This is a genomic window from Streptomyces sp. NPDC001970 (assembly GCF_053594115.1).
On sequence record NZ_JBSFDW010000012.1, the window covers coordinates 127,061 to 140,625 of the forward strand.

Below are 13,565 nucleotides of genomic sequence, written 5' to 3' on the forward strand. Positions count from 1 at the left end.
AGAAAGTGAGCACCGTGTCCGCCGTATCGTCCCGCCTGCCCGTCTTTCCCTGGGACAAGCTCGAGCCCTACAAGAAGACGGCGTCGGCCCACCCGGACGGCATCGTCGACCTCTCCGTCGGCACGCCCGTCGACCCGGTCCCGGTGCTGATCCAGCAGGCCCTGGTCGCGGCCGCGGACTCGCCGGGATATCCGACGGTGTGGGGGACGGCCGCGCTGCGGGACGCACTCGTGGGCTGGTGCGAGCGGCGGCTCGGAGCGATGTCGTTCGGACACACCAATGTCCTGCCGGTGGTCGGGTCCAAGGAGCTGGTGGCCTGGCTGCCGACGCAGCTGGGGCTCGGCGCGGGCGACAAGGTGGCGTACCCCCGGCTCGCCTACCCGACGTACGAGGTCGGCGCGCGGCTGTGCGGGGCGACTCCCGTCGTGTACGACGACCCGACCGAGCTCGACCCGACCGGGCTGAAGCTGCTCTGGCTGAACTCGCCGTCGAACCCGACGGGCCGGGTCCTGTCCAAGGACGAGCTGACCCGGATCGTGGCGTGGGCGCGTGAGCACGGCGTCCTCGTCTTCAGCGACGAGTGCTACCTGGAGCTGGGCTGGGAGGCCGAGCCCGTCTCCGTGCTGCACCGGGACGTCTGCGGCGGCTCGTACGAGGGCATCGTCTCCGTCCACTCGCTGTCCAAGCGCTCGAACCTGGCGGGCTACCGGGCCGCTTTCGTGGCCGGTGACGCGGCCGTCCTGGGTGAGCTGCTGCAGATCCGCAGACACGGCGGGATGATGACGCCCGCGCCGGTGCAGGCGGCGACGGTCGCGGCGCTCGGCGACGACACGCACGTCGCGGAGCAGCGGGCCCGGTACGCGGCCCGGCGCGACGCGCTGCGCGAGGCCCTGCTCAAGCACGGCTTCCGGATCGAGCACAGCGAGGCGAGCCTCTATCTGTGGACGACCCGCGACGAGCCCTGCTGGGACACGGTCGCGCACCTGGCGGAGCTGGGCATCCTCGTCGCACCCGGAGACTTCTACGGGGCGGCGGGCGAGCGGTTCGTGCGCGTCGCCTTCACGGCGACGGACGAGCGGGTGGAGGCGGCCGTCAAGCGCCTCGGCTGACGGCCTCGGCGGACGGTATGCGGAAGGGCCCTCGGGAGCACATGCTCCCGAGGGCCCTTCCGCGTCTGTGCTCAGCCGAGCAGTCCGCCGGCCGGGAGCTGGCCCGTCGGCAGCTGGCTCGTGGGGAGCTGGTCGGTCGGGAGCGTGGTGCCCGCGTCCGGTACCGGCACACCGCCCGTCAGCCCCCCGGCGGCGGGCACGGCCTGCTCGGCCGCGGTGCCCGCGGTCCGGCCCGCGAGGTCGGAGGCGCTGCCGACCGCCTGGCCGGCCGTGTCCTGCGCGGCGGGGGCGCCCGTCTTGACCGCCTGCCCAGCCGTCTTGCTCGCGGTCGGCAGGCCCGTACCGACCAGCTTGCCGCCGGTCTCGCTCGCCAGACCGGTCGCCTTCTGCGCGGCACCGCTCGCGGTGTCGGCGGTCGCGGCGCTGTCGAGCTGGGTCAGCCCGCCGCCCAGGTTCGGGGCCTGGGCGAGGTCCACGGCGCTCGCGGAGCCGGCCGCACCGACCACGGGAGCTGCACCAGCTGCGACGAGCAGCGCGGCACGGGCGATCCGGCGGGTCAGGGGGAGGGACATGATGCTCCTTCGACGAGAGAACGTTGGGTGTTGCCTGTCCGGCGATCGGACGCAGTGACAACCGCCTTGGGGCCCGGAATGGTTGCGGTGGGCCGAGGTAAAGAGTTGGTAATGCATCGCATAATCGGCTGCGGACAAAAACGGGCGAACATTGCGCGTCCAGACAGCCTGCCGAACCGTCACTTCCCTTTTCCCGCAAGGGAATTCCGGGCCTCCCTCGAACGTGCCCGAACGCCCCGCGGAAACCTCGCCCGTCCGCGAGACGGTCCCCACGGGAGAGTGATGCCCCGGACGCCTGCGCGACACGAAAAAGAGGGCTGCGGAATCTCCCTGACCCCGCCCCTTCCCGAACCGGGCTCCGTCCGTACGCCATTTCCTCGGGCTCGCCCAGAATCCGGGCGCCTGAAACGCCGACGGGGCTCATCTCGGCCCCGCCGGCTTTTGAGGACGGTCACCAGGGCCCACTGGGCGGTATCGGCACGATCCGAGGGCTGAGGGCTTGCCCCCACGCGGCGGAGCCGCACAGCGACACCGGGAGGGGGCGGGGAGGAAACCCGCCGCAGGCGCCCCGCGCCCGCGGCCTACCGTGACGCGATGCGGATCCTGACCTCGCCCGCGGCGGCGTCCGCGCCCGCGGCCTACCGTGACGCGATGCGGATCCTGACCTCGCCCGCCGCAGGCGCCCCGCGCCCGCGGCCTACCGTGACGCGATGCGGATCCTGACCTCGCCCGCGGCGGCGTCCGCGCCCGCGTCCGTCGGCGTCCAGCCCTCGTCCGCCTCGTCCGCGCTCCACACCCGGCCCGCGTACGAGACCTCCTCGATGCGCAGCACGGACGCCTGGGCCACCGCCCAGTGGGCCAGCTCCCAGCCGCGCGGGGAAGCGGAACCGGCGGCCCCGCCGGTGCGCTTCCCCTTGCCCGCGCCCGCCGCCCCGGCCTTCGCGTTCACCGGCACGGTGAACTCGTTCCCGCCTTCGCCTGCGCCCGCGCTCCCGGACGCGGGCAGCACGCCCGCGCCGAAGGAGCGGGTCAGCTCGGCGCGCAGCTTGGCCGGGTCGCCCGGACCGGTCTGCCGGCTCGCCGTGCAGGTCAGGGCCGCGGACGCACGGCCGGTGAGCGCGGCCGCCAGTAGGGAGGCGTCCGGCTCGTGCTTCGCGTACGCCTGCGGGAAACCGCTGCGCTGGACGCGCTGCGCCGCCACGGTGAGGGGCAGCCGCGAGTAGCCCGGCACCTCGGCGAGGTGGTCGTAGAACTTCCCGGCGGAGTACACCGGGTCGAGGATCTGCTGCGGGGTACCCCAGCCCTGCGAGGGGCGCTGCTGGAAGAGGCCGAGCGAGTCCCGGTCGCCGTGCCTGATGTTGCGCAGCGCGGACTCCTGCAGGGCTGTCGCCAGGGCGATGGTGACCGCGCGCTCCGGCATCCCGCGGGTGGTGCCGACCGCGGAGATCGTGGCGGCGTTGGCGGCCATCTCCGGGGTGAGCTCGTACGACGTACCGGAGCCGGAGCCGGATGAGTCGGAGTCCACCCCCTCGACGGAGCGCACGACGCACCGCGGCGCGCTGCCGCCGCTCATGTACTGCACGACGACATACGCGACCAGCGCCAGCAGCACGGCGAGCGCGGCCGTGCTGCGCAGAAGGCGGCCGCGCCGGGTGGGGGAGGCGGTCTCGGTCACGGGGCCCACCGTACCGGGCCCTCCTCGTTGCCCCACCGGGGCCCAGGGCCTGTCTTGTGGATCAGGCCCTGGGCAGGCGGGGCGCTAGGGTCGGTGCCATGTCCGACACCACGCTCGACCTCACTCTGGATGCCCCGGCGCTGACCGCCCGACTCGTCGATTTCCCGTCTGTCAGCGGCAGCGAGAAGGCCCTGGCCGACGCGATCGAGCAGGCGCTGCGCCCGCTGCCGCACCTCACGGTCGACCGGCACGGCAACAACGTCGTGGCCCGTACGAACCTGGGCCGCGCCGAGCGGGTCGTCCTCGCCGGTCACATCGACACCGTGCCGATCGCCGAAAACGTCCCCTCCAAGCTGGACGGCAACGGCATCCTGTGGGGCTGCGGCACCTCGGACATGAAGTCGGGCGTCGCCGTCCAGCTGCGGATCGCCGCGACCGTCCCGGCCCCGAACCGCGACCTGACCTTCGTCTTCTACGACAACGAAGAGGTCGCCGGACACCTCAACGGTCTGGGGCATGTGGCAGAGGCCCACCCAGACTGGCTGGAGGGCGACTTCGCCGTCCTGCTGGAGCCGTCCGACGCCCAGGTCGAGGGCGGCTGCCAGGGCACACTGCGAGTCCTGCTCCGCACGAAGGGGGAGCGCGCACACTCCGCGCGCAGCTGGATGGGGTCCAACGCCATTCACGCCGCCGGCCCGATCCTCGCCCGCCTCGCCGCGTACGAGCCGCGCCGCCCGGTGATCGACGGGCTCGAGTACCACGAGGGGCTCAACGCCGTCGGGATCGATGGCGGTGTCGCCACCAACGTCATCCCCGACGAGTGCACCGTGGTGATCAACTACCGCTACGCACCGGACCGCAGCATGGCGGAGGCCGAGGCCCATGTCCGCGAGGTCTTCGCGGACTGCGAGATCACCGAGTTCGTCGTCGACGACCACGCGGGCGGGGCGCTGCCCGGACTCTCGCACCCGGCGGCGGCCGCGTTCATGGAGGCCGTCGGCGGCACGGCGCGGCCGAAGTTCGGCTGGACCGACGTCTCGAGGTTCAGTGCGCTGGGCGTCCCCGCGGTGAACTACGGACCCGGCGACGCGATCTACGCCCACAAGCGCGACGAGCACGTGGCCGTCGACAAGATCACGCACTGCGAGGTGCGGCTCCGGGACTGGCTCACCGCCTGACCTGGCAGCGGCCCCACCGCCGGACCTCTCACTGCCCGACCTCCGGAATTTCGCTCCCGTCCACCTCCGTGGACCTACGCTGACCTGGAACGAGCACCGCAGCGGAGGGAGCAGGTCATGGGCAACCCCGACGAAGCACGGAGGCCGGAGGAACAGCGGCTGGGACCCGTGCTGCGCCGCAGAGAGCAGATCCAGGCCGGCACCACGGACCAACGACTGCTGGACACCGAGGGCGACTCCGAGTGGGTGCACACGGATCCCTGGCGGGTCATGCGTATCCAGTCGGAGTTCGTCGAGGGCTTCGGAGCACTGGCCGAACTGCCCAGCGCCATCAGCGTATTCGGCTCCGCGCGGACTGCACCCGACAGCCCCGAGTACGAGGCCGGAGTCCGTATCGGCAGGGCCCTCGTCGACGCGGGCTTCGCCGTGATCACGGGCGGCGGGCCCGGTGCGATGGAGGCCGCGAACAGGGGCGCGCGGGAGGCCCGGGGCATCTCCGTCGGGCTCGGCATCGAGCTGCCGTTCGAGCAGGGGCTCAACCCGCATGTCGACATCGGCGTGAACTTCCGCTACTTCTTCGTCCGCAAGACGATGTTCGTGAAGTACGCGCAGGGCTTCGTCGTCCTGCCCGGCGGGCTCGGCACCCTGGACGAGCTCTTCGAGGCGCTCACCCTCGTCCAGACCGGCAAGGTGACCCGCTTCCCGATCGTGCTGTTCGGTTCGGAGTACTGGAGCGGCCTGGTCGACTGGCTGCGTGACACGGTGGTCGCACAGGGCAAGGCGTCCGAGCGCGACATGCTGCTCTTCCACGTCACCGACGACGTGGAGGAGGCCGTCAAGCTGGTCACGAAGGAGACGGGCCCGCCGCCGCCGATCCCGTTCGAGGGCTACGAGGCGTAGGCTCCCGGCTTCCGGACGGGCTCACTCCGGGCCCGTCCGCGTACCGGTCCACGGCCTCGGGCCGGGACGGGCCTGACCTGGCCAGGCCCCAGGCCACACCCGCCCGAGGCCCACCCAGCTCAGGCCTCACCCGCGCCCATTCGCGCCGGCCGGCCTCAGGCCAGACCCCGGCGGGCGACCGCCGGAGGCCGGTGGCCCGCGATGGAGGCCACCATGTCCAGGACCTGCCGGGTCTCGGCGACCTCGTGGACGCGGTACACCCGGGCGCCCAGCCACGCCGACACCGCGGTCGTCGCGAGCGTGCCGATCACCCGCTCCTTCACCGGGCGGTCGAGCGTCTCGCCGACGAAGTCCTTGTTCGAGAGGGACACCAGCACCGGCCAGCCCGTCTCCACCATCTCGCCGAGCCGGCGGGTCGCCTCCAGCGAGTGGCGGGTGTTCTTCCCGAAGTCATGACCGGGGTCGATGAGAATGCCGTCCCGGCGCACGCCGAGCTCCGCCGCGCGCTCGGCCAGGCCCGTGGTCACCCGGAGGATGTCCGCCATGACGTCGTCGTACGCGATGCGGTGCGGGCGCGTGCGCGGCTCCGCGCCGCCGGCGTGCGTGCACACCAGACCCACCCCGCAGCGGGCCGCTACCTCGGCCAGTTTCGGGTCCACGCCGCCCCACGCGTCGTTCAGCAGATCCGCGCCCGCCTCGCAGACGGCTTCGGCCACGTCGTGGCGCCAGGTGTCGACGCTGATCACCACATCGGGGAAGCGCCGGCGCACCTCGGCGACGAAGCCGACCGTGCGACGAGCCTCCTCCTCGGCCGTCACCTCCTCCCCGGGACCGGCCTTCACGCCACCGATGTCGATGATGGCGGCCCCCTCCGACACCGCGTGCTCGACGCGGGCCAGGGCGGGCTCGTCGCGGAACGTCGCGCCCTGGTCGTAGAAGGAGTCCGGGGTCCGGTTCACGATCGCCATGATCACCGGCTCGTGCGCGCCGAATTCGCGCCGCCCCAGCCGCAGAGTCCCGCTGCGCATCCCCTGCATCTGCTGTTTCCTCCTCGCGATCGGTCGCCTGCGACCTTAACTGTCGGTGGCGCATGGCACGATCGGCAGCGGATGGTTTCCTGCTCCGGGGAGAGGCGCTGTGTTCTGGTTCTTGCTGATCGCGATGGTCGTGGTGGTCGCCGCAGTCACCCTGGCGGTGGTCGGCGGCGGTGAGAGCGCGGTCCTCCCGGAGGTGGCGCCCGAGCAGCTGGTGGATCCGCTGCCGGCCGCGCGGCCGGTCGGCCGTGCGGACATCGATGCGCTGCGGCTGCCGGTGGCGCCACGGGGCTACCGGATGGCGGACGTCGACGACGTCCTCGACCGGCTCAGCGCGGAGCTCGCGGAGCGGGACGCGCGCATCGCCGAGCTGGAGTCGGCGCTGGCCGGGCGGCACGCGACGGAGACGGGGCAGCCGTCCGAGCTGTTCGGTGACCATCGGGGTGACCGGCCCGGCGGCTTCTTCGACAAGCGTCCCGATGAGCGGTCCGTCGAGCGTCCCCGGGACGAGCGGCCGGGACCTGGAGCGGGGCCGGGGCCGGACTCCGAGGGGGAGCGATGAGCGACGGAGCGATCGCAGGGCCGGACGGGCGGCTGCGCTGCCCCTGGGGCCTGTCCACCGAGGACTATGTGACGTACCACGACACGGAGTGGGGCCGCCCGGTCCACGGGGACGACGCGCTGTTCGAGCGGCTCTGTCTGGAGGCCTTCCAGTCCGGGCTGTCCTGGATCACGATCCTGCGCCGCCGCGAGGGCTTCCGGCAGGCGTTCGACCACTTCAAGATCGCGTCTGTGGCGGCCTTCACGGACGCCGACAGGGAGCGCCTGCTCGCCGACCCGGGGATCATCCGCAACCGCGCGAAGATCGATGCGACCCTCGCCAACGCGCGGGTGCTAGCGGACTGGTCGGCCGGCGAGCTGGACTCGCTGATCTGGTCGTACGCCCCGGATCCGGCCGCCCGCCCGGCGCCGATCACCCTCGCGGAGGTCCCGGCGGTCACGGACGAGTCCACGGCCCTCTCCAAGGACCTCAAGAAGCGCGGCCTGCGCTTCGTCGGCCCCACGACGGCCTATGCCCTGATGCAGGCGTGCGGCCTGGTCGACGACCACCTGGCCGAATGCGTGGCCCGCGGCGCGGCCGAGTAGACCAGGCGCCGAGGACCAGGCGTCGAGACCGGGCCTGCCCGGACCAGGCGTCGAGACCGGGCCTGCCCGGACCAGGGCCTGTCTTCCGGACCGGGCCCTACCGCCCCAGGTACTTCGGCTTCGCCTTCTCGAGGAAGGCCCGGACCGCGATCCCGTGGTCCTCGGAGGCTCCGGCCCTGGTCTGCAGCTCGTCCTCCTTCTCGAGCGTCTCGTGGAGCGAGTGCCCGGCGCCGTACGCCATGGACTCCTTGATCGCGGCGTACGCGAGGGTCGGGCCCTCGGCGAGGGCGCGGGCGACCGCCGCGGCCTCGGCGGTGAGCTCCTCCGCCGGTACGAGCTTGTTCGCGATGCCCAGGTCGTACGCCTCCTGTGCCGTGATCGACCGCGGGAAGAGCAGCAGATCGGCGGCGCGGCTCGCCCCGATCAGCCGCGGCAGAGTCCAGGAGACGCCCGAGTCGGCGGTCAGCGCGACTCCGGCGAAGGACGTCGTGAACTTCGCCGAGTCGGCGACGACCCGGTAGTCGGCGGCGAGGGCGAAGCCGAGGCCCGCGCCCGCGGCGACCCCGTTCACGCCCGCCACGACCGGCTTCGGCATCTCGGTGATGGCACGCACGATGGGGTTGTAGTGGTCACGCACCGTGTTCATCGTGTGGCTGGTGCCCGCCTCCTTGTCGGAGAGCAGCAGGGAGACGTGCTCCTTCAGGTCCTGGCCCACACAGAACGCCCGGCCCGTCGCGGTCAGCAGCACCGCCCGGACGGCCTCGTCGGCCGCGGCGGCCTGCACGCTGTCCCGGAGGGCCTCCTTGGCCTCGACGTTCATCGCGTTCATGGCCTCGGGCCGGTTGATCGTGATGGTGGCGAGTCCGTCCTTCACCTCGTACAGAACGGTGTCGGCCATGGCAGGGTCCCCTTTGCGGCTCGGGCGATGCGATCGTGTCGGGCCCAGCATGGCGGAGATCGCCTAGGCCTGACATACGCCCTGGTATGTGACGTGCGTCAAAGAATTGTGGGTCACTTGTGTGAGCGCGGTGGCGAAGTATCGCAGGCGGATCGCCGAATTGGGTGGTTTTGCGAAAGCGCGTTGCGCAAGCGATGCCGACCGATGTTGGTCATCGGGTCCCGCCATGCGGGATAATGGCTGGGAAGCAATGTGTTCGATGCCGGTGACGTGTGCCCACCCAGGGGGCCGTCGGCTGACGATGAGCTGGTTTCAGGAAGGGGAACGAGCATGGCGGCCATGAAGCCGCGGACGGGCGACGGCCCGCTCGAGGTGACCAAGGAGGGGCGGGGCATCGTCATGCGCGTTCCGCTCGAAGGCGGCGGTCGGCTTGTCGTCGAGCTGACTCCGGACGAGGCCGACGCACTGGGCGACGCCCTCAAGAAGGTCGTCGGCTGACGCGAAGAGCGCCCTCACCTTTCTGCACTGCCCCGGCACGGTACGACCGTGCCGGGGCAGAGTTGTGAGTCAGCCGCTCGGCCGGTCGCTCAGCCGCTCAGTCGCTGAGGTTGCTCGGCGGCCGCCGCTCAGCCGCGGCGCACCGCGCACAGCAGCCCGTCGCCCACCGGCAGCAGCGACGACAGCAGTTCCTGGCTCTCCCGTACCGCCCGCAGCAGCTCGCGGACCCGCAGCACCTCGGCCGGCTGAGCCGCCGAGTCGACCGTGCGGCCGTCCGCGAAGACGCCCTCGAAGCAGACAAGACCGCCAGGTCGCAGCAGGCGCAACGATTCAGCGAGGTAGTCCAGTGACTCCAGCCGGTCGCCGTCGCAGAAAACCAGGTCGTACCCGCCGTCCGCGAGCCTGGGCAGTACGTCCAGGGCGCGGCCAGGGATGAACCGCGCCCGGTTCCCCGCGAAGCCCGCGGCACGGAACGCCTCCCGCGCGAAGCCCTGGCGCTCCGGCTCCGGGTCCACGGTCGTCAGCACCCCGTCGGGCCGCATGCCCCGCAGCAGATAGATCCCCGAGACGCCGGTGCCGGTACCGATCTCCGCCACCGCCTTGGCGTCGGCCGTCGCGGCCAGCAGTCGCAGCGCGGCGCCGGTGCCTGGCGACACCGAGGGCAGCGCTGATTCCCGGGCCCGCTCACGGGCCCAGCGCAGCGCTTCGTCCTCGGCGACAAAGGCGTCGGCGAACGCCCAGCTCGTCTGCCGGTTGGCGGTAATGACCCTCTCCTGTCCCCGTAGTTGGCGCAACGGTGACTGTATCCGCTGCGTCCGGGAACCCGCAGATGGGACCGGGCGTTATGGAGGAGCGGGGAAGAACGTGCGGGTGACCGCCGACCGCACCGAAATTCGCGTAAAGATTCTTATCCGGAGCTAACGGGCGAGGTGGCTATGGTAGGGACTCCACTGGACTCCACCAGAGCCGATAGGGGAGGTGCGGCTGCGCCTGTGGATCGGAGAGGGGTGCTGAGGCGCCTCCTCGGATCGGCGGGTGAGCCGAAATCCGTGACAGACACCGCTGACGCCCGTTCCCACCAAGCCGACTCCGTGCCCACCGCGACGTTCGCATCGGATGCGGAATCGCAGGCGTGGACGCCTCCCTCCTGGGAGGACATCGTCAGCACGCACAGCGGCCGGGTCTACCGCCTCGCTTACCGTCTGACCGGAAACCAGCACGACGCGGAGGACCTCACCCAGGAGGTCTTCGTCCGCGTCTTCCGCTCCCTTTCGACATACACGCCGGGGACGTTCGAGGGCTGGCTGCACCGGATCACGACGAACCTCTTCCTGGACATGGTCCGCCGCAAGCAGCGGATCCGCTTCGACGCGCTCGGCGACGACGCCGCCGAGCGGCTGCCCAGCCGTGAGCCGTCCCCGCAGCAGGTCTTCCACGACACGCACTTCGACGCCGACGTGCAGCAGGCGCTGGACACCCTGGCGCCCGAGTTCCGCGCCGCCGTGGTGCTCTGCGACATCGAGGGACTGTCGTACGAGGAGATCGCGGCCACGCTCGGCGTCAAGCTCGGCACGGTCCGCAGCCGTATCCACCGCGGCCGCTCGCATCTGCGTAAGGCCCTTCAGCACCGCTCTCCCGAGGCGCGTGCCGAGCAGCGCGCGATGGCGGGCGTGGCCGGGGAGGGCGGTTCGGCGTGAGCGGTATCGGACCGACCCCCGCGGAGCAGCACCTGGGGGACCGGCTCGCTGCTCTGATCGACGGCGAGCTGAAACATGACGCGCGCGACCGGGTGCTCGCACACCTGGCGACCTGTTCCAAATGCAAGGCCGAGGCCGACGCGCAGCGCCGGCTGAAGAGCGTGTTCGCGGCGACCGCCCCGCCGCCGCCGTCCGAAGGGTTCCTTGCCCGCCTGCAGGGCTTGCCCGGCGGGCCGCCCGGAGGGCCGCCCGCCAGCGGTGACGACGACAGAAGCGGCCCGTTCGGCGCCGGAGGGGGACGCTTCGGCGACGGCATCTTCGGTATGACACCGGAGGGCTTCGGGTATGCACCCGGTCCCGGGCAGGAGCACGGTTCCGGGTTCCGTATCCACGACGTGGGGCGCCAGGAGGCCGAGCGCTCGGTGTGGCGCGGACGCAGATTCGCGCTCACGGCTGCCAGCGCGGTGTCGTTCGCGGCGATCGCCCTCGGCGGGACGCTGCCGCTCGGCGCAGCGGGCGACACCGCCGCCCGCGGTGAGCAGCGGGGGAACAATGTGACGCCCCAGCGAAGCGCGTCCACGTCGTCCACGTCGGCCGCGTCGGGCGCGGACGCCGGACGGCGCCGCGGTGGTGCGACCAGCGAGCAGACCGTGGGCGTGGTCTCGCCCGCCCTGATGCAGACGCACCCGTTCGCGGCGTCGAGCCTGCTCACGGGCGCGCCGCCGGCGTGGATGCGGCCCACGGGCTCGGCGTTCCAGCCGGCCACCGTGCAAGGCCCGAGCGTTACGGCCACCCCGCACCCGACGCAGCTCGCGGCACCGACCGGGCGCTGACGCCGAGCGGCGCCCGCCGCGCTGTGTGATGCCTTCCGCAAACCTGGTTGAATCCAGGGAGGGGTGCCCGGCGGGGCGCGTGGATCGGCCAGTTGCGGGGAGAGCATGGAGAACGGGAAGCAGACGGATCCCAAGCCGAAGTGGTGGAGCCGGCCTCCCCGCCGCAGCGCAACGCCGGAGACGCCCCCGGCCCCCGCAGAGCACGGATCCGACGCTCCCCGGACGGACGCCGCACCGGCTGCTCCGGAGTCTGCTCCCGCCACCATCACCGACGACCGGTCCGAGTACACGCTGGCCGCACCGGCTCCTGCGCCCGTTGCTGCGGATGCTCCCGGGGCGGCGCCCGCACCTGCTCCCGCCGCCGTGGCCGCGGCACCCGCCGGTGAGCCCGCACATGCCGACCACGTGGACGAGGCGGTGGCCGATGCCGCCCCGCCGCAGGGCGTCGGCGTACAGCCGCTGCACGAGCCCGACGAGTACCGGACGCCGCCCTACGGAGGCCCCGGGCCGTGGGCCCCGGCCCCGCCCGTACAGCGGCCCGTGGGCACTCCGGCGCACGGGACGCCCGTCCCGGCGCAGCACCACGTGAACAACGGCAACGGGTACCCCGCCCCGGCTCCGGCTCCGGCAGCCATGGCCGCAGCCGCTCCTGCGCCTGTGCCCGCCCCTGCGCCCGTGCCCGCGCCTGCACCTGCGACGCCGGTCCAGTGGGCGCAGTACGACCCCTGGAGCGCCCCCGGGACGGTCTCCCTGAGCCAGGCCGGGGAGCCGTCGAAGAAGAAGTCGCGGCGCGGCACCGCATTCGTCGGTGCTCTGCTCTTCGCACTGCTCGCCGGCGTGCTCGGTGGCGGCGTCGGCGCGTACCTGGAGCGGAACGGCGGCATCACCACGGTCGAGCTGCCCCAGACCGGCCCCGAGGACTCCGGCCGCGCCCCCGAGAGCATCGCGGGCATCGCCGCCAGCGCCCTCCCCAGTGTGGTGACGCTGCACGTCAGCGGTGGCGGTGAGCAGGGCACCGGCACAGGCTTCGTCCTCGACCAGCAGGGCCACATCCTCACCAACAACCACGTCGTCGACCCGGCCGGCAGTTCCGGCGGCATATCCGTCACCTTCAGCGGCGGCGAGACCGCGCGCGCCACGCTCGTCGGCAAGGACAGTGGCTACGACCTCGCCGTCGTCAAGGTCACCGGCGTGTCCGGGCTCAAGCCCCTGCCCCTCGGCAACTCCGACAACGTCCGTGTCGGTGACCCGGTCGTCGCCATCGGCGCCCCCTTCGACCTGCAGAACACCGTCACCGCCGGAATCATCAGCGCCAAGGAGCGCCCGATCACCGCGGGCGGCGAGAAGGGCGACGGCAGCGACATCAGCTATGTCGACGCACTGCAGACCGACGCCCCGATAAACCCCGGCAACTCCGGCGGCCCGCTCGTCGACTCCAAGGCCCGTGTCATCGGCATCAACAGCGCCATCCGCGCCGCCGACAGCGGCGCCGGCCCCGACGGCGGTCAGGCGGGCTCCATCGGCCTCGGCTTCGCCATCCCCATCAACCAGGGCAAGCGCGTCGCCGAGGAGCTCATCAACACCGGCAAGGCCACCCACCCCGTCATAGGTGTCAGTCTCGACATGAAGTACACGGGCGACGGCGCCCGGGTCGGCGAGAAGGGCAGGGACGGCACCCCGCCCATCACCTCCGGAGGACCCGCCGCCAAGGCCGGCATCCGTCCAGGCGACGTCATCACCAAGGTCGACGGTCAGCGGGTGCACAGCGGCGAGGAGCTCATCGTCAAGATCCGCGCGCACCGCCCCGGCGACCGGCTGGAGCTGACCCTGCTCCGGGACGGCAAGGAGCAGACCAAGACACTGACGCTCGGCTCGTCGAGCGGCTCGTGACGGACGTCGCACGGGCCCGGCCGGGGCCCGGCAGGTCGCCCGACAGGCCCCCGGAGTGACACCCGAAGAGACGCGTGAAGGTACCGCCAGGACAGAATGGCCGGGTACCGTTGAGCGGGTCCCACCCATGACCGG

The 13,565-nt window shown here is 72.3% G+C and carries 14 protein-coding genes; 9 read left to right on the forward strand and 5 right to left on the reverse strand.

All coding sequences use genetic code 11. The annotated features are described in order from the left end of the window. Nucleotides 1-14 precede the first annotated feature (14 nt). A complete protein-coding gene (locus ACWCP0_RS17330; RefSeq protein ID WP_451079646.1) occupies nucleotides 15-1,109 on the forward strand; it encodes a bifunctional succinyldiaminopimelate transaminase/glutamate-prephenate aminotransferase in 1,095 nt (364 codons plus the stop codon). A 71-nt stretch (nucleotides 1,110-1,180) separates the two neighbouring features. Here the strand turns inward: ACWCP0_RS17330 and ACWCP0_RS17335 are convergent, their stop codons facing one another. Together ACWCP0_RS17335 and ACWCP0_RS17340 are read right to left on the reverse strand one after the other, a co-directional pair. Further along, complete coding sequence (locus ACWCP0_RS17335; RefSeq protein ID WP_451079647.1) at nucleotides 1,181-1,681, reverse strand: ATP-binding protein; 501 nt, start codon at nucleotides 1,679-1,681, stop codon at nucleotides 1,181-1,183. Nucleotides 1,682-2,378: 697 nt separating this feature from the next. Further along, the gene (locus ACWCP0_RS17340; protein WP_451079648.1) at nucleotides 2,379-3,356 is read right to left on the reverse strand and encodes a hypothetical protein; all 978 of its coding nucleotides are present in this window, start codon (nucleotides 3,354-3,356) and stop codon (nucleotides 2,379-2,381) included. 98 nt (nucleotides 3,357-3,454) lie between these two features. Between ACWCP0_RS17340 and dapE the strand changes: the two genes are divergently transcribed. Further along, a complete protein-coding gene (dapE, locus tag ACWCP0_RS17345; protein WP_451079649.1) occupies nucleotides 3,455-4,534 on the forward strand; it encodes a succinyl-diaminopimelate desuccinylase in 1,080 nt (359 codons plus the stop codon). 117 nt (nucleotides 4,535-4,651) lie between these two features. Continuing rightward, complete coding sequence (locus tag ACWCP0_RS17350; RefSeq protein WP_451079650.1) at nucleotides 4,652-5,434, forward strand: LOG family protein; 783 nt, start codon at nucleotides 4,652-4,654, stop codon at nucleotides 5,432-5,434. A gap of 155 nt (nucleotides 5,435-5,589) precedes the next feature. Here the strand turns inward: ACWCP0_RS17350 and folP are convergent, their stop codons facing one another. Beyond that, nucleotides 5,590-6,462, reverse strand: coding sequence for a dihydropteroate synthase (gene folP, locus ACWCP0_RS17355; protein ID WP_451079651.1), 873 nt, complete (start codon nucleotides 6,460-6,462; stop codon nucleotides 5,590-5,592). A 109-nt stretch (nucleotides 6,463-6,571) separates the two neighbouring features. Between folP and ACWCP0_RS17360 the strand changes: the two genes are divergently transcribed. Together ACWCP0_RS17360 and ACWCP0_RS17365 are read left to right on the forward strand one after the other, a co-directional pair. Continuing rightward, a complete protein-coding gene (locus ACWCP0_RS17360) occupies nucleotides 6,572-7,030 on the forward strand; it encodes a DivIVA domain-containing protein (protein ID WP_451079652.1) in 459 nt (152 codons plus the stop codon). After that, nucleotides 7,027-7,614, forward strand: coding sequence for a DNA-3-methyladenine glycosylase I (locus tag ACWCP0_RS17365; RefSeq protein WP_451079653.1), 588 nt, complete (start codon nucleotides 7,027-7,029; stop codon nucleotides 7,612-7,614). Before ACWCP0_RS17360 ends, ACWCP0_RS17365 begins: the two co-directional genes overlap by 4 nt. 97 nt (nucleotides 7,615-7,711) lie before the next feature. Here ACWCP0_RS17365 and chcB read toward each other — a convergent pair whose 3' ends face one another. Beyond that, the gene (gene chcB, locus ACWCP0_RS17370) at nucleotides 7,712-8,512 is read right to left on the reverse strand and encodes a 2-cyclohexenylcarbonyl CoA isomerase (protein ID WP_451079654.1); all 801 of its coding nucleotides are present in this window, start codon (nucleotides 8,510-8,512) and stop codon (nucleotides 7,712-7,714) included. 330 nt (nucleotides 8,513-8,842) lie between these two features. Here chcB and ACWCP0_RS17375 point away from each other — a divergent pair, with 330 nt between their 5' ends. Further along, the gene (locus tag ACWCP0_RS17375; protein ID WP_003966491.1) at nucleotides 8,843-9,010 is read left to right on the forward strand and encodes a DUF3117 domain-containing protein; all 168 of its coding nucleotides are present in this window, start codon (nucleotides 8,843-8,845) and stop codon (nucleotides 9,008-9,010) included. Between the two features lie 128 nt (nucleotides 9,011-9,138). On the opposite strand, the gene ACWCP0_RS17380 is transcribed toward ACWCP0_RS17375, so the two are convergent. Continuing rightward, nucleotides 9,139-9,804 carry an O-methyltransferase gene (locus tag ACWCP0_RS17380; RefSeq protein ID WP_451079655.1) on the reverse strand — a complete coding sequence of 222 codons (666 nt, stop codon included), beginning with the start codon at nucleotides 9,802-9,804 and terminating at the stop codon, nucleotides 9,139-9,141. Nucleotides 9,805-10,017: 213 nt separating this feature from the next. On the opposite strand from ACWCP0_RS17380, the gene sigE reads away from it, so the two are divergent. From sigE to ACWCP0_RS17395, 3 genes are all read left to right on the forward strand, one after another. Then, nucleotides 10,018-10,707, forward strand: coding sequence for an RNA polymerase sigma factor SigE (gene sigE, locus ACWCP0_RS17385; RefSeq protein ID WP_451079656.1), 690 nt, complete (start codon nucleotides 10,018-10,020; stop codon nucleotides 10,705-10,707). Beyond that, a complete protein-coding gene (locus ACWCP0_RS17390; RefSeq protein WP_451079657.1) occupies nucleotides 10,704-11,540 on the forward strand; it encodes an anti-sigma factor family protein in 837 nt (278 codons plus the stop codon). Before sigE ends, ACWCP0_RS17390 begins: the two co-directional genes overlap by 4 nt. 105 nt (nucleotides 11,541-11,645) lie before the next feature. Continuing rightward, complete coding sequence (locus ACWCP0_RS17395; RefSeq protein WP_451079658.1) at nucleotides 11,646-13,430, forward strand: S1C family serine protease; 1,785 nt, start codon at nucleotides 11,646-11,648, stop codon at nucleotides 13,428-13,430. Nucleotides 13,431-13,565 lie beyond the last annotated feature (135 nt).